At 61.0% G+C, this 22,763-nt stretch carries 9 protein-coding genes; 5 read left to right on the top strand and 4 right to left on the bottom strand.

Annotated features, from left to right (window positions below):
* Nucleotides 1-2 precede the first annotated feature (2 nt).
* Nucleotides 3-1,739 (bottom strand): type I secretion system permease/ATPase, encoded by a 1,737-nt coding sequence (locus LAB08_RS20170; RefSeq protein ID WP_096510040.1) that lies wholly within the window; start codon nucleotides 1,737-1,739, stop codon nucleotides 3-5.
* A gap of 702 nt (nucleotides 1,740-2,441) precedes the next feature.
* On the opposite strand from LAB08_RS20170, the gene LAB08_RS20165 reads away from it, so the two are divergent.
* Nucleotides 2,442-14,342 carry a peroxidase family protein gene (locus tag LAB08_RS20165; RefSeq protein ID WP_096510041.1) on the top strand — a complete coding sequence of 3,967 codons (11,901 nt, stop codon included), beginning with the start codon at nucleotides 2,442-2,444 and terminating at the stop codon, nucleotides 14,340-14,342.
* A gap of 1,234 nt (nucleotides 14,343-15,576) precedes the next feature.
* On the opposite strand, the gene LAB08_RS20160 is transcribed toward LAB08_RS20165, so the two are convergent.
* The 3 genes from LAB08_RS20160 to LAB08_RS20150 form a co-directional block, all read right to left on the bottom strand.
* Nucleotides 15,577-17,031 (bottom strand): cytochrome c family protein, encoded by a 1,455-nt coding sequence (locus LAB08_RS20160; protein ID WP_254007549.1) that lies wholly within the window; start codon nucleotides 17,029-17,031, stop codon nucleotides 15,577-15,579.
* Between the two features lie 310 nt (nucleotides 17,032-17,341).
* Entirely contained in the window at nucleotides 17,342-17,962 is a 621-nt protein-coding gene (locus LAB08_RS20155) for a LysE family translocator (protein ID WP_096510043.1), read from the bottom strand.
* A gap of 55 nt (nucleotides 17,963-18,017) precedes the next feature.
* Entirely contained in the window at nucleotides 18,018-18,902 is an 885-nt protein-coding gene (locus tag LAB08_RS20150; RefSeq protein WP_254007481.1) for a LysR family transcriptional regulator, read from the bottom strand.
* Nucleotides 18,903-19,007: 105 nt separating this feature from the next.
* Between LAB08_RS20150 and LAB08_RS20145 the strand changes: the two genes are divergently transcribed.
* The 4 genes from LAB08_RS20145 (at nucleotide 19,008) to LAB08_RS20130 (ending at nucleotide 22,748) form a co-directional block, all read left to right on the top strand.
* On the top strand, nucleotides 19,008-20,276 hold the full coding sequence (locus tag LAB08_RS20145; RefSeq protein WP_254007480.1) for a cyanate transporter: 1,269 nt from the start codon (nucleotides 19,008-19,010) through the stop codon (nucleotides 20,274-20,276).
* Nucleotides 20,277-20,452: 176 nt separating this feature from the next.
* On the top strand, nucleotides 20,453-21,223 hold the full coding sequence (locus LAB08_RS20140; protein WP_096510045.1) for an ABC transporter substrate-binding protein: 771 nt from the start codon (nucleotides 20,453-20,455) through the stop codon (nucleotides 21,221-21,223).
* A gap of 125 nt (nucleotides 21,224-21,348) precedes the next feature.
* Nucleotides 21,349-22,038, top strand: coding sequence for an ABC transporter permease (locus LAB08_RS20135; protein ID WP_096510046.1), 690 nt, complete (start codon nucleotides 21,349-21,351; stop codon nucleotides 22,036-22,038).
* Nucleotides 22,035-22,748, top strand: coding sequence for an ABC transporter permease (locus LAB08_RS20130; RefSeq protein WP_096510047.1), 714 nt, complete (start codon nucleotides 22,035-22,037; stop codon nucleotides 22,746-22,748). Before LAB08_RS20135 ends, LAB08_RS20130 begins: the two co-directional genes overlap by 4 nt.
* Nucleotides 22,749-22,763: the final 15 nt, after the last annotated feature.

Raw genomic sequence — 22,763 nt, 5'->3', positions numbered from 1 at the left:
GGTCACTCCCGTGCTTTGACGGAGGTCAGCGGAGTCGGTGCGCCTGCAGGTATCACACTGGCCTTGCGCAGCGCTGCGAATACTTCATCGCGCGTGCCGAGCATCTGCACACCGCCGTCGCGCAGCATCAGCACCTTGTCGACGGCGCAAAGTACGTTGGGACGGTGGGAAATCAGAATGACGGTAGCGCCACGGCCCTTGAGTTCGGCCAACGCATCGACCAGGGCCTTTTCACCGACGTCGTCGAGGTTGGCGTTCGGTTCATCCAGCACGATCAGATTGGGTTCGCCGTACAGGGCGCGGGCCAGGGCGATGCGTTGCTTCTGGCCACCGGAAAGCGGGCTGCCATCGGTGCCCAGGCGCGTGTCATAACCTTGCGGGAAACGCAGGATCATCTCGTGCACGCCAGTGCTCCTGGCCGCACGGATGACCGCGTCGCTGTCCACTTCGCCAAAGCGCGCAATGTTGTCGGCGATGCTGCCTTCGAACAGTTCCACGTCCTGTGGCAGGTAGCCGAGCCAGGGGCCAAGCTCGCCCTTGTTCCAGGTGAATATGTCCGCGCCGTCCAGGCGCACCTTGCCGGCCTGCGCCGGCCAGACGCCGACCAGCAGGCGGGCGAGGGTGGATTTGCCCGAGGCGGATGGGCCGATGACGCCAAGGCTTTCGCCCGGGAGGAGGCTGAAGCTCACCCCGCGCAGAATCGTGTTGTTGGTGCCGGGGGCACCGGCAAATACGTTCTCCACCGCCAGCATGCCCAAGGGGCGCTGCAGCGACATGCTCGGTGGCCGGCGTGGATAGTCATGCAACATCTCGTTGAGCCGGCCCCAGGCCGAACGGCAACCGAGCAATTGCTTCCACGACGCGATGACCTGTTCCACCGGGCCCAGCGCACGGCCGGTGAGGATCGAGCAGGCGATCATCATTCCCGGGGTGATCTTGCCTTCGATGGCCAGCAGCGCGCCGGCGCCAAGGATCAGCGACTGCAACGTGATGCGCACGAAGCGTCCGGTGCTGCTGATCAAGGCGGCGCGGTCGGAAGCCAGGGTCTGCATTTCCAGAATGCGCAAATGGCTTTGGAACCAGCGCTTGCTGATCGACGGCAGCATGCCCATGGCCTCGATGACCTCGGCGTTGCGCAGGTTGTTGTTGGCGTATTGGGCGGAGGAGAGGGCGGCCTGATTGGCTTCGGCCAGCGGCTTCTGCGTGGCCTTTTCGGTGAGATAAGCCAGGCCCATCAGTATCAGCGAACCGATCAGCGTCACCAGTCCGAGCAGCGGGTGGATCAGGTAGGCGACCAACAGGTAGATCGGTGTCCACGGGGCATCGAAGAAGGCGAACAGGGCATTGCCGGTGAGGAACTGACGAACCTGCGCGAGATCTTGCAGGGCCTGGGCCGGATTACCTCCGGCACGGCTCAGGTTGCGTTCGAATGCGGCGGTGAAGATGCGTCGGTTGAGGTCCATGTCGAGGCAGTTGCCGACCCGGATCAGCACGCGGGTGCGGACCAATTCCAGCGTGGACATCAGCAGGAACAGCCCTATCACCAGCACGGTCAACATCGTCAAAGTCGTGACGTTGCGGCTGACCAGGGCCCGATCATAGACCTGCAGCATATAAACGGCTGGCGTCAACATCATGACATTGATCACGCCACTGAACCCTGCCAGCGAGTAAAAACTGCGACGCAGGCGAAAGATCGCGTCGGCGAGTTCGGAGCGGGTGCTCGACTGCTTGTGCATTTTGGTAGTCCCCCACCGAAAAGCCGATGGCCCCTTGCGGCGCCACAGCTGCCAGTTCACATAGTTGGCTAACAATATGTAGTTGTGTAGGCGGCTCGTCGGCACAAGCTGTAGCTCTCTGGGCCAGTCCCGAATTCTGCCGTGCTTCCACATGCAGGAGCGTAGGTGGCGTTTGTTTCTCTAGCGATACAGTTTCAAATAACATTTCGCACTAGCTGTGCTTAAGAAAATCTATATATCGTTAAATAACAGTTAGTTGGCATGTCTGATGCCGGTCGTCTGCTTTTACGGCGTAATATTGACAGTCAATTGCAATGGAACTTTAGTCATGGGGGAGGGTCGCCCGCCTGAAGCCCGCCATCACTTTGGCAATGCAAGGCACGTTGACTCCTGAAGGAGCAAAACATGTCGATCATTGCGTTCTTTTGCAGAGTGACGGAGCTGTACAGGAGGTTCGCCTCGACCTCCAGATGCCATGGCCCACCGACAGCCTGGCATCGCTCTGCCTAATCGCTCAGCGAGCCATTCCTTTTGCGAATTCCAGGCGCGCATTACCGGGCGCCAGGTGACGGCTTTGCCTGATCCACGCCTGCTCTCGCCAAAAAACTGAATCAACACACTGCGCAAGTCAGCACCTGACTGGGCGCGGGCGGATTCTGTCGTCCCGCGCCTTACCCCCAGATAGATCGAGGACAATGTAAAATGGCCAATTTCAACAAGTCGGACCTGGAATTCATCCTCAAGCAAATCTTCATTGCAGAAGCGCATGCCAACGGCGCCAGCCTCATTGATTTGCTACCCAACAGTCAGGTGCCTTTCGGTCTGCGAACCGTCGATGGCAGCTACAACAACCTGGTCGCCGGGCAAAGTGAGTTTGGCGCCTCGGACAACTCCTTCCTGCGCTTGCTTGATGCCCAGTATCGGGCGGCCTATGCAGCGTCAGGGAATGTGGTCGACCCGCAGCCACGGATTATCAGCAACCTGATCGTCGACCAGACCGCCCACAACCCGGCTGCGGTCGCGGCGAACGGCGGTGCCGATCCGGTGATCAGCCCCGGCTTGGATGGGGTGTTCGGCACGGCCGATGACAAGGAAGTGTTTTTCATCCCCAACGTGTCGCCGGACGTCGGCCTGACCGCCGGCTTCAACTCGTGGATGACCTTTTTCGGCCAGTTCTTTGACCATGGCCTGGACCTGGTCACCAAGAGCAGTACCGATGTCGTGTTTATTCCGCTGCAACCGGACGATCCTTTGTACGTACCGGGCGGCCATACCAACTTCATGGTGCTGCCACGCGCCGTGCATACCCCTGGCGCGGATGGGCAACTCGGCACTGCCGATGATGGCCAGCTCAACACCACCTCGCCGTTTGTAGACCAAAGCCAGACTTACAGCTCACACCCTTCGCACCAGGTATTCCTGCGCGAGTACGTCCTCAACGCGGCCGGTGACCCTGTGGCAACGGGGCGCTTGATTACCAATCGCGATCTCGGCGCTGATGGCAAGTTCGGCACCGCCGATGATGGCAACGGCGAAAACGGCGGCATGGCGACCTGGGCAGTGGTCAAGGCCCAGGCCCGTGACATTCTCGGTATCAACCTGACCGACGCCGATGTGCACAACGTGCCGCTGCTGGCCACCGATGCGTATGGCAACTTCATCCGGGGCCCGAGCGGCATGCCTCAAGTGGTGATGCGCTTCAGTAACGGTGCTGACGGGATTGCCGGGACCGCTGATGACGTTACTCAACTGATCGAAGGCAATCGGGATGCTCCGATCAGCCTGGCCAACGCCGTGAGCACCGGGCATGGTTTCCTCGACGACATCGCCCACAATGCCGCACCGGTCATCGTCGGAGGGGTTCTGCAGGCGGATGGCGACACCGATATCGGCAATGCGCAGGCCGTTGACGCAGGTGGCAACAACCTGACCTATGACAACGAACTGCTCGACGCCCACTACATTGCCGGTGACGGCCGGGTGAACGAGAACATCGGCCTGACCACCGTGCACCATGTGTTCCACTCCGAGCACAACCGCCTGGTCCAGCAATCGAAGGACACCATTCTGGCCGCCGGCGACCTGGCCTTCCTTAATGAATGGCTGGTGGACGACGTGGCCGCGATACCGACCACACCTGCCGGTATCGCCGCGTTGGTGTGGGATGGCGAACGGCTGTTCCAGGCCGCCAAGTTCGGTACCGAGATGCAGTACCAGCACCTGGTGTTCGAAGAGTTCGCGCGGACCGTTCAACCGCAGGTCGACGGATTCCTGGCCCCCAACGGTTATGACACCTCGATCAACCCGGCCATCCTCGCCGAGTTTGCTCATGTGGTGTATCGGTTCGGTCACTCGATGCTGACCGAGACGGTCGATCGCTTCGACCCCGAGTTCAATCCGCTCCTCACAGACCCGAACAACCCGGACTCGCAACTCGGCCTGATCGCGGCCTTCCTCAACCCGCTGGCGTTCGCCGGCAGCGGGGCGACTGCGGACGAAGCGGCCGGGGCGATCATTCGCGGTGTCACCCGCCAACTCGGCAACGAGATCGACGAGTTCGTCACCGAAGCGCTGCGCAACAATCTGCTCGGCCTGCCGCTCGATTTGCCGGCGCTGAACCTGGCGCGCGGTCGCGACACCGGCATCCCTACCTTGAACGAAGCGCGCCGTGAGATGTACGCAGCCACCGGCGACAGCCAACTCAAGCCGTACATCAGTTGGGCTGACTTGGTGGACCACCTCAAGCATCCCGAGTCGCTGGTCAACTTCATCGCGGCCTTCGGCACCCACGGGGCATTGACGGCGGCCGATGTGGATACGCTGGTCGAGATGCGTGCGGTCGCCGCTGCCCTGGTGTTTGGCGGCAGCGCGGTGATCAACGTCGGCACTGCCGATGAACGTACCTTTACCGCCACTGAAGCAGATCGCCTGGACTTTCTGAACAGTAGGGGCATCTACGCCATGGTCAATGGCGTCACCACCACCGGTGTGGACGACATCGACTTCTGGGTCGGTGGCCTCGCCGAGCAGAAAATGCCGTTCGGCGGCATGCTCGGCTCGACCTTCAACTTCGTGTTTGAAACCCAACTGGAAGCGTTGCAGAACGGCGACCGCTTCTATTACCTGTCGCGTACCGCGGGCCTGAACTTCGGCACGGAGCTGGAGAACAACTCCTTTGCCAAGTTGATCATGCTCAACAGCGATGTCACCCACCTGTCGAACACCGTGTTCCTGACGCCCACGTTCACCCTCGAAGTGAATCAGGCCAATCAGTTCACGGGCCTGGGCGCGCACGGTAACGCCGACCCGACGGGCGGCATCATGATCAACGGCGTGGAAATCGTGCCGCTGGTGATCCGCGACAACCCCAACACGCCTGGTGCAGACAGCAATTATCTGCAGTACACCGGTGAAGACCATGTTGTGCTGGGTGGTACCGCCGGCAACGACATCATCATTTCCGGTGACGGCGATGACACCATTTATGGCGATGGCGGCAACGACATTCTCGAAGGCGGTGCCGGGAACGATGCGGTACTCGGTGGCGCGGGCGATGACATCATCACCGACTCGTTCGGCGACAACCGCCTGGAAGGCAATGCCGGCAACGACGTGATCATCGCCGGCAGCATGCTGGCGGCCGGCAACCTGATCCTCGGCGGCGATGGTCAGGACTTTATCGTCACCACCGAAGACATCACTACCACCTTCGGCGGCCAGGGCGACGACTTCATCCTCGGTGCCAAGACCAACCTGCCACCGACCGGCAACGAAGGCGATGACTGGATCGAGAAGGGCACCCAGGACGGTGCACCTGGCGATAACTTCTCGCCGTTGCTCAATGACGATGTGATCGGCAACGACATCTTTATCGGTGGCGGTGGCTTCGACGAAATGATCGGCGAGGGCGGCGATGACATCTTTGTCGGCAGCGATGCCCAGGACAAGATGGACGGCATGTCCGGTTTCGACTGGGTGACCTACAAAAATGACAAGGTCGGCGTGACCGTTGACCTGAGCCTGGCCGCACTGGCACAGCCACACGGCAACGCGCCAAACCAGAACGCCGGGGTGTTCAATCCGGTCGGTGCCTCGCCGGCCTCGATCCTCGACCGCTTTGCCGAGGTCGAAGGCTTGTCCGGTTCGAAATACGGTGATGTGCTCAAGGGCGACGATGTGGATGCTGTCACTATCGTCAACCACGGGGGGGCCACGGGCAGTGCGCTGACCAATGTGGCATTGATCCACGGACTGGCGCAGTTCCTGGCCGATGCCGGCCTGCCGACCACCGGCTTTGCCACCGGAAACATCATCCTCGGTGGCAATGGCAGTGACCTGATCGAAGGCCGCGGTGGCGATGATCTGATCGACGGCGACAAATGGATCAACGTCAGGATTGCGGTGTATGCCCCGGGTGATGTCAACCATACCGGCCCCGAGATCGCCAGCTTCGACAGCATGGTCGACATGATTCCGTTCATGCTGGACCGCACCTATAACCCGGGTCAGCTCAAGGCCGTGCGGGAAATCCTGCCCGGTACCTCGACAGGCGGGAACGCCTTCGACACCGCGATTTTTTCCGGGCGCCAGTCCGAGTACGTGGTGACCCAGGACACCCGTGGCACGGCCGATCTGTCGGACGACGTCTGGACGGTGGCCGATACCGTCGCGGCTCGCGACGGCACCGATACCCTGCTGCATATCGAACGCCTCCAGTTCGCCGATTCCCAGAAAGTGCTGGTGCCGGGGCTGAACGCAGAACCGGTGGGCAGTCCGACCATCACCGATGGAAACGGCGGAGCGATCACGGTGGGCGACACGCTGATCGTCAGCGTGGCCGGGGTGACCGATGCCAACAACATTGCGGCGGGCAATCCACTGGGTTCGATCAACAATTCCTCGGTGTCCTACTACTGGCAGTTCGAGGCCAATCCAGGCAGCGGCGTTTTCGAGGACATCATCCTGTTGCCGGCCGGTGACCTGGCCTTCCAAAGTGCCGACGGTACCCGGTTCAAGGTCTCTCCTGACCTCGCCGGTTTGTCGTTGCGGGTCAAGGCGATCTACCAGGATGGGCATGGCACCACTGAAGTGGTGTTCTCGCAGCCGACGGCCGTGGTGGCTCCCGGCGCACCGGTCGTGCCAACGGCGCCGGTACCTGTAGTCGACGCCACGGCGGGTGGCGAAGGCCTGCACATGGTCCGTTCCGACCTCAACTTCATTCTTGATCAGATCAAGATTGCCGAGGCGGACGCGGCCGGACAGGACATCCTCTCGCTGATCCCGAACATCCGCGCGCCGTTGGGCCTGCGTGCGGTCGACGGGTCGAACAACAACCTGATGAACCTCAATGGCAACAACCACACTGAGTATGGTGCCGCCGACAACACCTTCCCGCGCTTGAGCGATCCGGTGTTCAATCCGGCGGAAGGTGCGCCTGCCGGCTTCTTCGGCCCCGGCTCGCCGGCCATCCCGGGGTCGTCCTATGCGCAGAACAGCGGTGCTGTGTTTGACTCGCAGCCGCGCACCATCAGTAACCTGATCGTCGACCAGACCTCGCACAACCCGGCGGCCTATGCCACGGCTTACGACCCGGGTGCGAACGGTCATCTCGACTTCGGCGTGGTGGGTTCGGGTAACGACGACGTGCTCAAGGATGGCGTACGGATAGTCGCCAGCCCTGGCATGGATGGTCAGTTCGGTACTGCCGACGACCACGATGTGTACCTGTTCGAGAACACCGCGGCGGATGCGGGATTGTCCGCGCCGTTCAACGCCTGGATGACCTTCTTCGGGCAGTTCTTCGACCATGGTCTGGACCTGGTCAGCAAAGGCGGTTCAGGCACCGTCTACATCCCGCTGCAACCGGATGACCCGCTGTATGTGCCGGGCGGCCACACCAACTTCATGGTGCTGACCCGCGCGACCAACCTGCCAGGGGCCGATGGTTTGCTCGGCACGGCCGACGACATTCATGAGCATACCAACAGCACCACGCCGTTCGTGGATCAGAACCAGACCTACAGCTCGCACCCATCGCACCAGGTATTCCTGCGCGGTTATGTGCTGACTGACCACGGCCCCATCGCGACCGGCAAGCTGATCACCAACCGTGACCTGGGCGCCGATGGCAAGTACGGCACCGCAGACGACACCGAGATCGGTGGCATGGCGACCTGGAAGGTGGTCAAGGCGCAGGCCAACGACGTCCTGGGCATCCACCTTACCGATGCCGATGTCGATAACGCGCCACTGTTGGCGACCGACGCATACGGCAACTTCATCAAGGGGCCGCACGGCTTCCCGATGGTCGTGATGAAGGGGCTTGACGGTCTCGCCGGCACGGCGGATGACACCCTGGTCGAAGGCAATCCGCTTGCCCCGATCAGCCTGGCCAATGCGGTACGCACCGGTCACCAGTTCCTCGTCGACATCAACAACAATGCCGTACCTGTGTTCAGCGGTGGCGTGCTCGCGCCTGACGCCGATCACGATACCGGCAACGCACAGCCGTTCAACCCGCAGACCGGGGCCAACCTGACCTACGACAACGAGTTGCTGGATGCGCACTACATCGCTGGCGACGGACGGGTCAACGAGAACATCGGCCTGACGGCGGTGCATGCGATCTTCCACGCCGAGCACAATCGGCTTGTCGCACAGACCAAGGACACTGTGCTCGATTCGCATGACGTGGCCTTCCTCAACGAGTGGCTGCTCAATCCGGTGAGCGCGCTGCCCGTCAACCAGGCGGAGATCGATGCGCTGGTGTGGAATGGCGAGCGCTTGTTCCAGGCGGCCAAGTTCGGCACCGAGATGCAGTATCAGCACCTGGTGTTCGAGGAGTTTGCACGGACCATCCAACCCAGGGTCGACCTGTTCTTCGCACCGACCCAGGTCTATGACGTCGACCTCGATGCCTCGATCGTCGCCGAGTTTGCCCACACCGTGTACCGGTTTGGCCACTCGATGCTGACCGAGACCGTTGATCGCTTCGACGCCAATTACAACGTGGTGGGCGATCCGCACAGCGCTAATCCCAATCAGCAAATCGGCTTGATTGCGGCGTTCCTCAACCCGTTGGCGTATGCCGCCAGTGGGCTGACGCCAGAGGATGCGACCAGTGCAATCATCCGTGGGGTGACTCGGCAAGCCGGTAACGAAATCGATGAGTTCGTCACCGAGGCGCTGCGTAATAACCTGCTGGGCCTGCCGCTGGACCTGCCGGCGCTCAACATCGCCCGTGGCCGCGACGTGGGCATTCCCTCGCTCAATGCGATCCGCCGCGACATCTACAGCCAAACCGGTGATTCCCAACTCAAGCCGTACACCAGCTGGGTCGACCTGGTGCAGCACCTCAAGCATCCGGAGTCGTTGATCAACTTCATTGCGGCCTATGGCACGCATCAGTCGATCCTCGCGGCGACCACGATGGAAGCCAAGCGCGATGCAGCCATGTTGCTCGTGTTCGGTGGCACGGGTGCGCCGGCGGACCGCCTGGACTTCCTCAACGGCAGTGCTGAATGGGCCAACGTAACGCGGGCCGGTAAAGACGGGGTGCTGGGGACTGCCGACGACCTGAAGGGGGTGACGATCACGGGTGTCGATGCCATCGATCTCTGGATCGGCGGCCTGGCGGAAGAGAAAACGCCGTTCGGCGGCATGCTCGGCACGACCTTCAACTTCGTGTTCGAGAACCAGCTGGAAAAACTCCAGGACGGCGACCGCTTCTATTACCTGGAACGTACCTCTGGCCTGTCGATGAATGCCGAACTTGAAAGCAACTCGTTCGCCAAGCTGATCATGGCCAACACCTCGGCCACGCACTTGCCAGGCCTGGTGTTCTCGGACCCGACGTTCTATCTGGAAGTGGACCAGAGCAAGCAGTACAACGATGGCGTGGGCAACGCCGATCCGCTTGACGACAACCATCATCAGGTGGTGTTCCGCGACAACCCGCTGACGGTGGGGCCGGACACCAACTACATCCGGTACTCGGGTGATGAGCACATTGTGATGGGCGGCACCAACGGCAAAGACATCCTCGTCTCCGGGGGTGGCGATGACACTGTCTGGGGCGATGCCGGCAACGATCGCATCGAAGGGGGTAACGGCAACGACCAACTGCGTGGTGGCGCCGGCGACGACATCATCACTGACATGGGCGGCGACGATAACATCCAGGGCGGCGACGGCAACGACGTGCTGCACGGAGGCAACGGCATCAACCTGATCATTGGCGGGTTCGGCAATGACTTCATCGTGACCGGTGAGGACGCCTCCGAAGCCATTGGTGGCCAGGGCAACGACTTCATCCTGGGTAGTAAGGCCAACGAGCAGGACATGGGTAACGAAGGCGACGACTGGATCGAGAAGGGCACCTCGGACGGTGCGCCTGGCGACAACTTCGACCCGCTCGGCAACGACCCGGTGATCGGCAACGATGTCTTCATCGGCGGCAACGAGAACGACAAGTTCAACGGTGAAGGCGGCGACGACATCATGGTCGGCAGTCTCGGCTTCGGTGACCGCTATATCGGCGGCTCCGGCTATGACTGGGCGACCTTCAAGGACCTCACCCAGGGCGTGACCATCGATTACAGCGATCGCTTTTTCGATGTACCGCCGGTACCGGGATCAGGGGCCTCGGCGCTGGTGCGTTTCGACATCATGGAAGGTTTGTCGGGTTCGAAACACGGTGACTTCCTGCGCGGTGATAACGGAGATGCGACATCGCTACCCACCGCGGGGGCAACCGGCAGTGTGCTGACCAACATCAGCCTGATCAACGGCCTGGCGAATCTGCTGCCAGCCGGAGCGACGTTCTACGACGGCGGCAACATCATCCTCGGTGGCAGCGGCAGCGACCTCATCGAAGGTCGCGGTGGTGACGACATCATCGACGGTGACAAGTGGCTGAACGTACGCATCAGCGTACGGGCGAACGCGGATGGCACTGGCCCGGAAATCGCCTCCTTCGACAGCATGGAACCGATGGTGCCCTTCATGCTCAACGGCACCTACAACCCAGGCCAACTGGTCATCGTGCGGGAGATTCTGACCGGCGAAGACAAATACGACACTGCGCTGTTCTCCGGTAATGCGTCGGAATACAGCGTCGTGGTCGAGGGCAATACCGTCATCGTGACCGACCTGGTGGCGGGGCGTGACGGTGTTGATCGCCTGACGGGCATCGAGCGTCTGCAGTTCGCTGACGTTGCGCAGTCGTCCGGCGTGGGCACCGCCCAAAACGCAGGCCCATCGGGGCATCTGGCAATCCTCGATGATGCCACCGGTACGCGTGATGACACGCCTGTCGCCGGCCAACTGCTGCGCGTCAGCGATCAGGCTGTATTCGACGCGGACAACGTGAGTGGGGCCAATCCGACCGGTGCGGTTACCGGTGCGGTGGCTTACTACTGGCAGGTGGAAAACATTCCGGGCTCGGGTGTTTTTGAAGACATCACCTTTGTCGCCGCCGGCGAGGTATCGCGGGCGATCGGCACCACCTACCGCGTGGCGGACGATGTTGCAGGTCTGAACATCCGCGTCCGGGCGGTGTATCAGGATGCCAAGGGCACGCTGGAGATCGTCGACTCGGCGGGGAACAGCGCACCGACCGCAGGGCCGACCGTCACCGGGCTTTTGGCGCAGAACCAGGTGTTGACCGCTAACACATCGAGCATCGTCGATGCCGATGGCCTCAGCAATCCGCAGTTCACCTACCAGTGGCAGGCGACCAACGGGGTCAGCTTCGTCAACATCCCCGGCGCTACCGGCAGCACCTTCACGCTGGGTCAGGCTCAGGTCGGCAACCAGGTGCGTGTGGTGGTCAGTTACGTGGATAACTTCGGTGTGGCCGAAAGCATTGCATCCGACCCTTCGGATCCGGTGGCCAACGTCAACGATGCACCGACAGGCGCGTTGCTGATCAGCGATACGACACCGGAACAAGGACAGGTGCTGACCGCGCTGACGGCCGGGATTGCTGATGTCGATGGGCTGGGCACCTTCAGCTTCCAATGGCAGCAAGGTATCGGCGCTTCCTTCACCGACATCAACGGTGCGACCGCTGCGACCTTCACCCCTGGGTCGGCGCAGAACAATCTGCAACTGCGGGTGATCGTGCGCTACACCGATGGCTTCGGCACGCTGGAGTCGGTGACCTCTGCAGCGACGGCGGCGGTTGTGCTACCGCCTGGCGTGGTGCTGACGGGTGACGGTGGCCCGAACACCCTCACGGGCGGCGCGGGTAACGATGTGCTGAGTGGCCTGGGCGGGAACGATACGCTCAACGGCTTGGGCGGTATTGACCAGCTGTTGGGCGGCACCGGCAATGACATTCTCAACGGCGGGGACGACAACGACGTCCTCAATGGCGAGGACGGCAACGACACCCTCAACGGTGGGACCGGCGCGGATACCATGAATGGCGGTGCCGGCAATGACACCTTTGTGGTCGATAACGTCGGTGACACCGTCATCGAGGCAGTGGGTGGCGGTACCGATCTGGTGCAAACCAGTCTGACCAGCTACGTGCTCGGAGCCAACGTCGAGAACCTGACCTATACCGGTGCGGCCAGCTTCACCGGTACCGGTAATGCGCTGGACAACGTCCTCACCGGCGGGAGCGGTAACGACACCCTCAATGGCGGGGGCGGCAACGACACCCTCAACGGCGGGCTTGGCGCGGATGCCATGAATGGCGGTGCCGGTAACGACACCTATGTGGTCGACAACGTCGGTGACACCGTGACCGAGGCGGTGGGTGGCGGTACCGATTTGGTGCAAACCAGTCTTACCAGCTACGTGCTCGGAGCCAACGTCGAGAACCTGACCTATACCGGTGCGGCTAACTTCACCGGTACCGGTAATGCGCTGGACAACATCATCACCGGCGGGAGCGGTAACGACGTTCTCAATGGCGGGGACGGCAACGACACCCTCAATGGCGGGCTGGGCGCGGATGTCATGAATGGCGGTGCCGGCAACGACACCTTCGTGGTCGACAACGTCGGTGACACCGTGACCGAGGCGGTGGGTGGCGGTACCGATCTGGTGCAAACCAGTCTGGCCAGCTACCTGCTTGCTGCCAACGTCGAAAACCTGACCTATACCGGCGCGGGTAACTTCACCGGGACCGGTAATGCGCTGGCCAACACGATCACCGGCGGGGTCGGTAACGACGTCCTTGATGGCGGTGCGGGGGCTGACCAGTTGGTGGGGGGCGTCGGCAACGACACCTATGTCGTCGATACCGCCGCGGACGTGGTGGTCGAGGGGGCGGGTGGCGGTACGGATACCGTGCAGACGGCGCTGGCCAGCTACACCCTGGGTGCGAATCTCGAGAACCTGACCTATATCGGCGCCGGTAACTTCACCGGTACCGGTAACGCGCTGGCCAACACCCTCACCGGCGGGGTCGGTAACGACGTCCTCAATGGCGGGGACGGCAACGACATCCTCAACGGTGGGCTGGGTGCGGATGTCATGAATGGCGGTGCCGGCAACGACACCTTTGTGGTCGACAACGTCGGTGACACCGTCACCGAGGCGGTGGGTGGCGGTACCGATCTGGTGCAAACCAGCCTGGCCAGCTACCTGCTCGCTGCCAACGTCGAGAACCTGACCTATACCGGTGCGGGTAACTTCACCGGGACCGGTAACGCGCTGGCCAACACCATCACCGGCGGGGTCGGCAACGACGTCCTCAATGGCGGTGCGGGTGCTGACCGGTTGGTAGGGGGCGCCGGTAACGACACCTACATCGTCGATACAACCGCGGACGTGGTGGTCGAGGTGGCGGGTGGCGGTACGGATACTGCGCAGACGTCGCTGGCCAGCTACACGCTGGCTGCCAATGTCGAGAACCTGACCTTCACAGGCGTTGGCAACTTCATTGGCAACGGTAACCTGGTGAACAACGTCATCACCGGCGGGGCAGGCAATGACAACCTCAGTGGTGACAACGGCGATGACATCCTCACCGGCAACGGCGGTAACGACACGCTCAATGGTGACGCCGGTAACGACCAACTGTTCGGTGGCATTGGCATCGATACCCTGAACGGCGGCACTGGCGATGACAGCCTCGACGGCGGTGACGGGAATGATACGTTGAATGGTGGGGTAGGCGACGACACGCTGCTCGGCGGGCTGGGGGATGACAGCCTGGATGGCGGTATCGGTAACGATCTGCTCCAGGGTGGCGATGGCAACGACACGCTGCTCGGTGGTGTCGGTAACGACACATTGCTGGGTGGCATCGGCAATGACCAGATCGATGGCGGTACCGGCAACGATACGGTCACTGGCGGTGCCGGCAACGACATCATGGATGCCAGTAATGGCAACGATGTCTTCCTGTTCGCAGCGGGCTTCGGGACCGATCGGATCATCGGCTTCGATGCCAACGCGGCGGGAGGCCAGGACCGGCTCGATATTTCCGCGTTCAACATCACGGCGGCGACCTTTGCCGGCAGCGTCACCATCGCTGATGTCGGTGCGGATACCCTGGTCAGCTTCGGAGGCGCTGACTCCATCCGCCTGGTAGGTGTGGCCGACGCAACAACCGTCACTGCCACGGACTTCATTCTGGCTACTTGAGGTCCTGATCAGTAAAGTCGCAGGGAGCGTAAGCAGAGGGGGGAGGGCATTGGATGCCCTCCCTTTTTTTATGAAAGCTGGCCGTTCGTTCGGACTCGGTTTGCAGCTTGCGTGGCGTCATCCCATGCGGGCGCGGAAGCGGGCCTATACACAAGCGCGTGGAAAACATCTGTAGATACCGTCTTGAACCTCACCGAGCACGTGCAGATTTCGGGTCAAGCTGACTTGGCTGTCGTAGGTGTACCCAGTTCAAATGTGGGAGCGACGGTGCGGCGATTCGACTTGCCTGACAGCTGACTTGATTCTCGCGGATGTACTCGATCCCCTTGTGGGAGCGAGCCTGCTCGCGAAGACTTTGTGTCAGGCGACATATTTTTTGATGGTGTACATATCCATTCCTGCGGTAACGGCCACTTAGGGTTTCGCCCTTACGGCGAGTCACTTGGAAGAGCCCCAAGTAACCAAGGGCTCTTGCCCCTGTCGTTCGGTGCCTCGCCTAGGCTCGGCATGCCCTCCTTCCGGTCCTGCTCCGTGGGCCCGCCGCCATCGGCCATCCATGGCCGGGGGCGGCTAACCCGGCATCCATGCCGGGTTGCCCACTGCGCAGAACCTCCACTCGGCCTCTCGATGGGGCAAGTAAGTCAAAAGCCAAAGCAACGCGAGGCGGCCTGACAGCCGACCTGTTTTCACGAATGTACGCATTCCCCCTGTAGGAGCTGGCTTGCCAGCGAAGGCAGCGGCACGGTCAACATCAGTGTTGGCTGGCAGACCGCTTTCGCTGGCAAGCCAGCTCCTACAAAGACCGGGGTTGATTGAAAAAGCGTGGGCTAGACGCAAAGCCTGTGGGAGCTGGCTTGCCAGCGAAGACGGCGGCACGGTCAACATCAGTGTTGGCTGGCAGACCGCTTTCGCTGGCAAGCCAGCTTCTGCAAAGACCGGGGTTGATTGAAAAAGCGTGGGCTAGACGCAAAGCCTGTGGGAGCTGGCTTGCCAGCGAAGACGGCGGCACGGTCAACATCAGTGTTGGCTGGCAGACCGCTTTCGCTGGCAAGCCAGCTCCTACAAAAGGCCGGGGATGATTGAAAGGCGTGGGTTTGACACAACACCTGTAGGAGCTGGCTTGCCAGCGAAGACGGCGGCACGGTCAACATTCGTGTTGACTGGCAGTCCGCTTTCGCTGGCAAGCCAGCTCCTACAGAAGCAGGTTGAAAACGTTAGCAGGCCACCCGCGCCGCTAATTGTGTGCAGTGTCTGCCCCGACAGCCGCCAGGTTTGTCGACAGGGGGATGCTCTGTGTGACTTTGGCCATCTGGGTGATTTCCACGTGCAACTTATCCTTGCCCAGCAGGTAGTCGGCCAGCTTCTGTGAAAACGGCCAGTAGTTCAGTTCGGCAGACAAGGTGAGGGGCCCGACGGCATCGGCCGGCACCAGGAAGTTGAAGTCCTCGATAGCGTAGCCCTTGGGCAGAATGCGGTTGTCCGAGAGAATTTGCGTGGCATTCCAGACCTCGACGTCCAACGGATTGCCGTCCTTGTCGCCGATGTGCACTTTGAAATTACGTGTGTTGTCCTCGGTCTTTCCGTCCTTGATCGTGCCGAGCCGATAGAGCTCGCGACCACTGGCATCCAGCACCCGGAAATCGATCCACATTTCCCGTCCCTCCGGGAAGCCGGTCGGCAGCTTGTGCCCGGCGCCGACGTTGGCAACTTTCACGGATACCGAGGTGTATTGCCCGGGAATGATGGCGGCCGGCAGTGGCTGGAATTTTATTTCCCCCGCGCTCGAGAGCATGTCGCGCCCGCGTTGCGCGCCCGCGTCCTGGCCCAGATGCTGGAGCATCATGGCGTTGGCGCCGCTGAACCAATGCGAGGCGACCTTCTCGCGGTCTGGCCCCATGATCGCGGCCTTACCCGCAAAGCCCGGCATATGGCAGCTCTGGCAGGTGACATCGTTAAGGCTGTAGGAACTCTCCTGCCATTCGTCATAGGTTCGCTCGACCGCCACGCTGCTGAACGGGTGCGTGACGTTGTGGCAGGTGCCGCAAAAGTCCGAGCGCGTGTGCAGGGCGGAATACACGGTGTCGTGATAGGGCGAAACGGCATCTTTGCGCGGGCCGAACTTGGTCGGTTTACCGTGCGCTCGAGGGCTCATGACATAAGCGCCGTTATCGAGGCCCGTGCGGGCGCTGATGTTGTGGCAGGTCTCGCAATCGACCCCGGGCATCGGATGATCTTTCGCGCTGTCTTCAACCGAGGAACGGTTGATATCCGAAGTGATTTGCCCGGTCGTGAGACCGATCGGGGTATGGCAGCCGGTGCAGAAGTTATCGACCTTCCCGTCGGTGGCCGCACTTGCACGCTTGAGCAAGGCCCGATAGATGGGTTCATCCCAGGCTTGGGACATCATCGACGAGCGCCACTGCTTGTAGATCTCCGTATGGCAAGCGCCACAGACCTGGGCATTGTCGAAGTCTTTTACATTCAAAACCAGGTTGCCGGTGGTATTGGCCCGATGCGGAAAGAACGGCATCGCGCCAGTCACGTGCATGAGCTTGGAGCGCGCCGGCTCCAGCCACTTCTCATTAGCCTGATCGTCATTGCCCTGAGATTCATCGGCCGCCACCAGCGTTACCGTAAGCAGGCAGACCAGAAAGCATAAAAGACGACTCATATATCCAGGGCGGTTCATAAGTGATTCCCCAAGACGGTTGCAGAGGATGACTGCAGCACTTCCATCGAGTTGCAGGGGTACTTCCTGCTGTAAGCCAATGGTCATAGGTGCAACTCCTCGACGTTCCACCTTTCAGGAACGGGAGAAGCTCACTGGGTCATTGCATTGCAAGGAATGTGACAAAATGTGTCGGCAGCCTGAAGATCCCGTTGGCAGGGTCAGAGGCTGAAGCTTTGTGCTGATCGAGGCGCGAATATGGCTGGGGGACGGTACCCAATGTTGGGGGTACTCACTCCGAAGTCGGGGGCTGTGTGGCCGCCACTTCCGATCAACGCTTGCTAAAGGCCAGCCGCGCGGCGAACAGCACAAAGACCAGGCCTGTTGTGCGATCCATCCACGTGATGACGTTCTCGCGCCGCAGAACGTTGGCGAGCTGTTGCGTTGCGCCAATCAACGTCGACGACCACAACAAACCGAGCACCACGTGAATGCTGACCAGACCAAAGGTCCAGGCGATCAGGTTGTGCCCTTGGGGAACAAACTGCGGAAGAAAGGAGACGTAGAAAATCCCGACCTTGGGATTAAGGACGTTGCCCATCATGCCCTTCAGGAACCAGTTTGCATTCGGTCTTGCGTCCGCTTCGGCGGGCGACAACGAGCTTCGCGGGCGCAAAAGCATATTCAGCCCAAGCCAGGCCAGGTAAGCGGCACCGCAATATTTCAAGCCGTTGTACGCAAGCTCCGATACCGCAATCAGGGCGCCCAGGCCAAAGGCGACTGCGGCGCCCCACAACAGGCAGCCGGCGTTGATACCCAATGCCGCGCGGAGCGCCTGTTGTTTGCCTTCCACGGTTGCGGTTCTCAAAACCAGCGCGGTATCGAGGCCCGGTGTCAGCGTCAGCAGGGCGGCTGCAAAGGTAAACGCGATGAGGTTGTCTGCAATGGACATTGGCGTATGACTTAAAAGTGATGACACGCGAACGTTAGCACAGGGCGGGTAGGCGTCAGCCGACGTGACCGGTCACCTGGGCGCATAGTTTTGTCAGCTGTTCGGCCAGGTCGATCACGCGGCGGGGTGCGTCGGGGCGCAGGTGGAGCGCGATTTCCAGCGGCGTCAATTCAGGGAAGGATTCGGCCACGCCCAACCGTCGGTGGCCGGGCAATGCCAGGCGCGAGGGCAGCACGCTGACGCCGAGACCATCGGCGACTGCCGAGCGCACGCTCGCCAGGCTCGCGCTGCTGTAGCCGATGCGCCAGCGTCGGCCGGCGCTCTCGAGCGCGTGGATCATTTCATCGCGATACAAGCCACCGACCGGAAACACCACCAGAGGCAGCGGGTCGCGTTCACAGGTCGGCTCGTTAAGGCTGTCGAACCAGGCAAGCGGTTCGGGCCAGGCGGCATGCCCCACCACCTGTCCCGGGCGTTGCTTGACCAGCACCAGGTCGTAGTCGCCTGCACAAAACTGTTGCCACAGCGTATTGCTCAGCCCACTGCTGATCTCAAGCCGTATCGACGGGTGCGCGCGCGCGAAGGCGCCAAGCGTCGGCGTCAGCAAGTCCGAGGCGAAGTCTTCCGGCACGCCGATGTGCACTTCGCCCTGTGCGTGGCCTTTGCGTAACTCCTCCACCACCTCTTCCATCAGCCCCAGGACCCGGCGCGCATAGCCGAGCAAGCGCTCGCCGTCCTCGGTGGTGACGACGTAGCGCCCGCTGCGGTTGACCAGCTCGCAGCCGAGTTGCTCCTCAAGCCGCTTCAACTGCTGGCTGATGGTCGACTGGCTCAGGTGCACGCGTTCACCGGCGCGCGTGAAGCTACCGCTCTCCACCACCGCGACGAAGCTCTTGAGCAGTAACGGATCGATCAGTGCCGACGTCATTACATTCCCCACTAATAGTCATTCGAACATTTCATTTCCGAATAATAGCATCTGCTTTTACTCTCGCAGAACAGCCGCTGAAACGGCCCGTTGACCCGAATGACCAAGGAAAATCTCATGACCAGTGACGTGACGCTGATGCAGCAAAAGGCTGCCGAGCCAGCACCCGCAGCGGCGGCTTGCATCGCTGCAAGCGTGTCACGCACGGACAAGGTGTCATTGGCGGCATTGGTACTGCTGGTGTTGCTGGGCCTGAATTTGCGTCCGTTTCTCACGTCGGTAGGGCCGGTACTCGATCTGGTGCGCGCCGACATCGGCCTCGACTTTCGCGCCGCGGCAATGCTGACCACTTTGCCCTTCGTGCTGATGGGCCTGATTGCCTTCATGGGCATCGGTGTCGCACGTCGCTTCGGCGAGCGGCGGGCGCTGGCCGGTGCGTTGTTGCTGTTGATGCTCGGGTGCGGGTTACGCGCTGTGGTCCGGGACGGCGCGCAGTTGATTGCCAGCGCCGGTATCGCCGGTATCGGCGTGGCGATGATCCAGGCCCTGATACCGGGTGTCGCCAAACGTTGGTTTGCTGATCGGATAGCGATGGTGATGGGGCTCTATTCGGCGGCATTGGTTGGCGGCGGGGCGCTGGGCTCGTTGGCCAGTACCTGGCTGAACGCGTATGGCGGCTGGAGGCTGGGGCTTTCCATCTGGGCGTTGCCGGCACTTGCCGTGTTCCTGCTTTGGCTGGTGTGCGCGCCACGTACTGCGCCGGTAGCCGCTGGCGGACCTGCACCGGTCCTCACCGGCAGCTTCTTCAAGAATCGGCGCGCGTGGCAGTTGGCCGCCTACTTTGGGCTCACCAACAGCGGCTACTCAAGCCTGGTGGCATGGCTGCCGTCCTTCTACCAACAGCAGAACATGAGCCTGCAAACCTCGGGCAACTTGCTCGCGTGGTTGGCGATGTTCCAGGCGACGGCGGCGTTCGCGATGCCGATGCTCGCCCGTCGCAGCATTGATCTGCGCGGTGCCTTATGGCTGACGATCGCGCTGCAGGTTGCCGGGTTCACCGGCTTCGCGCTGGCGCCCACTGCAGCGCCGTGGTTGTGGGTCGCACTGGCCGGTTTCGGCCTTGGCGGGTTTTTCTCCCTCAGCCTGATTGTCAGCCTCGACCACTTGCCCAACGCACAAGCGGCCGGGACCTTGGCGGCCTTCGTCCAGGGCATCGGTTTCCTGCTCGCCTCGAGTGCGCCCTGGTTGATCGGCTGGCTGCGCGACGCCGGAGGGAGTTTCATCACCGGTTGGTGGTTGCACATCGGGGTGCTCGCAGCGATGGCGGTGCTGACGGTCAAGTTCGCCCCGGCAAGCTACCGACGCAGCATGCAAGGGGTGCGATGAATACTTGTAGGAGCGAGCCCTGCTCGCGATGTACTTGAGAGCACCGCGTTTAATCAGCAAACACGCGTAATCGTTAACGACCATCGCGAGCAGGGCTCGCTCCTACAGGGAGCGGTGTTACATACAGGGTTGGCCATTTATATAACCGCAATACCCACGTGCTTACGGAGAATAAGATGAAGAAGTTCGCAGTTTCAGTTGTTCTGGCCCTGGCCGCCAGCGGCGTCTACGCGAAAGACTTGCAAGTCATTCGCTTCGGCGTCGACCCCACTTACGCCCCGTTCGAGTCGAAGGCGCCCGATGGCCAGCTCGTGGGCTTCGATATCGATCTCGGCAACGCGATCTGCGAAAAGCTGAAGGTCAAATGTGTGTGGGTCGAGAATTCATTCGACGGCATTATCCCGGCGCTGAAGGCCAAGAAGTTCGATGGCATTCTTTCCTCCATGAGCGTGACCGAGAAGCGTCAGGCGCAGATCGCCTTCTCCGACAAGATCAGTAACGTCCTGCCCCGTCTCATTGCGAAAAAAGGCTCCACTCTGCTGCCAACCCCCGAATCCCTTCAAGGCAAGCGTGTCGGTATCGAGCAGGGTTCCACCCAGGAAACCTATGCCAGGGCTTACTGGGCACCGAAGGGCGTCACCGTCACGACCTACCAGAACCAGGACCTGGTTTATCAGGACCTGATAGCCGGTCGCCTGGATGCGGCGCTGCAATCCTCGGTCCAGGCCGATCTGGGCTTTTTGAAAACCGAGAGCGGACGTGATTTTGCTTTTGCCGGCCCGGAGTTGCGCGACCCGAAAACGCTCGGCGTGGGAGCAGGGATCGGTTTGCGCAAAGAAGACAATGAACTTCGCGAACAGATCAACGGGGCGCTTGCCGAGATTATCAAGGACGGCACTTACCAGAAGATCTCCGATAAATATTTCTCCTTTGATGTTTACAACTGATTGATTTCAAGTCGCGGACTTGAATCTCTGACGAATCCAGACTTTTGCGGCATTCAAAAACAATAAAAGCACGATTGAACAAGATAGTCGGCATCGGCTGAATTATCGGGTTCAAGGAGAATGTAATGTCCTTGGCAGACTATGGGCCGCTGATCGCAAGTGGCACCTGGATGACACTCAAACTGGCCATATTATCGCTGCTGGCTTCGGTAATGATTGGATTGGCAGGCGCCAGTTCCAAGTTGTCGGGTCATCGGTGGTTGCGCAATATCGCCACCCTCTATACCACGATGATTCGCAGTGTTCCGGACCTGGTGACCATGCTGTTGCTGTTCTACAGCATTCAAATCCTGCTCAACCAGGTCACCGAAGGGCTTGGAATGGACCAAATCGATATCGATCCCTTCCTCGCGGGTGTCGCGACGCTCGCGTTCATCTACGGCGCTTATTTTACCGAGACCTTCCGCGGTGCTTTCCAGGCCGTCCCGCGCGGTCAGCTGGAGGCGGCCATGGCCTATGGCCTCAGCCCATGGCAGGGGTTCTACCGCATTTTATTCCCGCAAATGATGCGTTTTGCCTTGCCCGGTATCGCCAACAACTGGCAGGTCATGATCAAGGCGACGGCTCTGGTATCCATCATCGGCCTGTCCGATATCGTCAGGGCCACCCAGGATGCCGGAAAGAGCTCCATGCAGCTGTTTTACTTCACCGTGATCGGTGCCCTGATCTATCTCGCCATTACCACGGTTTCAAACGGCGTTCTGGCATGGCTTAAACATCATTACTCCGTCGGCATCCGGGAGGCTGAACTGTGATCGCTATTATCCAGGAATATTGGCAAGCGTATTTGTGGTCGGACGGCGCCAACTTTTCCGGCCTGGCAATCACCTTGTGGCTGCTGGTGCTGTCGATCGCCATCGGCTTCGTGCTGTCGGTGCCGCTGGCCGTGGCTCGCGTGTCGAAAAACCGCTTTATCCGGCTTCCCGTCTGGTTTTACACCTATGTGTTTCGAGGCACGCCGCTTTATATACAACTGTTGATCATCTACACCGGTGTCTACAGCCTGAGCGTGGTGCGCGAGCACGCATTTCTCGACATGTTCTTTCGCGAAGGCTTCAACTGCACGGTGCTGGCGTTCGCGCTCAACACCTGCGCCTACACCACGGAAGTCTTCGCCGGCGCGATCAGGTCGGTGCCCTACGGCGAGGTCGAGGCGGCGAGGGCTTTCGGCATGTCCCGGTTCACCCTGTACCGCCGCATCATCCTGCCCTCGGCGTTGCGTCGCGCACTGCCGTACTACAGCAATGAGGTGATCATGATGCTGCATTCGACCTCGGTGGCGTTTACCGCCACGGTGCCCGACATCCTGAAGGTCGCCCGCGACGTCAACTCGGCCACCTATGCGTCGTTCGAGGCTTTCTTCATCGCCGCACTGTTGTACGCGGTGATTGCGCTGTCGCTTGTCTGGCTATTTCGTCGCGGTGAAACCCGCTGGCTGGCCTTCCTGAAACCCCAGGCCGCCTGAAGGCCGCATACGCAG

Source organism: Pseudomonas izuensis, from assembly GCF_002356535.2.
Taxonomy (GTDB): domain Bacteria; phylum Pseudomonadota; class Gammaproteobacteria; order Pseudomonadales; family Pseudomonadaceae; genus Aquipseudomonas; species Aquipseudomonas izuensis.
This window is presented reverse-complemented; position numbering and strand designations above follow the sequence as displayed.

Bases quoted from the DNA above. Each gene is read 5' to 3' on its own strand.
- LAB08_RS20170 (WP_096510040.1), bottom strand. From the start codon at position 1,739: ATGCACAAGCAGTCGAGCACCCGCTCCGAACTCGCCGACGCGATCTTT.
- LAB08_RS20165 (WP_096510041.1), top strand. From the start codon at position 2,442: ATGGCCAATTTCAACAAGTCGGACCTGGAATTCATCCTCAAGCAAATC.
- LAB08_RS20160 (WP_254007549.1), bottom strand. From the start codon at position 17,031: ATGAACCGCCCTGGATATATGAGTCGTCTTTTATGCTTTCTGGTCTGC.
- LAB08_RS20155 (WP_096510043.1), bottom strand. From the start codon at position 17,962: ATGTCCATTGCAGACAACCTCATCGCGTTTACCTTTGCAGCCGCCCTG.
- LAB08_RS20145 (WP_254007480.1), top strand. From the start codon at position 19,008: ATGACCAGTGACGTGACGCTGATGCAGCAAAAGGCTGCCGAGCCAGCA.
- LAB08_RS20140 (WP_096510045.1), top strand. From the start codon at position 20,453: ATGAAGAAGTTCGCAGTTTCAGTTGTTCTGGCCCTGGCCGCCAGCGGC.
- LAB08_RS20135 (WP_096510046.1), top strand. From the start codon at position 21,349: ATGTCCTTGGCAGACTATGGGCCGCTGATCGCAAGTGGCACCTGGATG.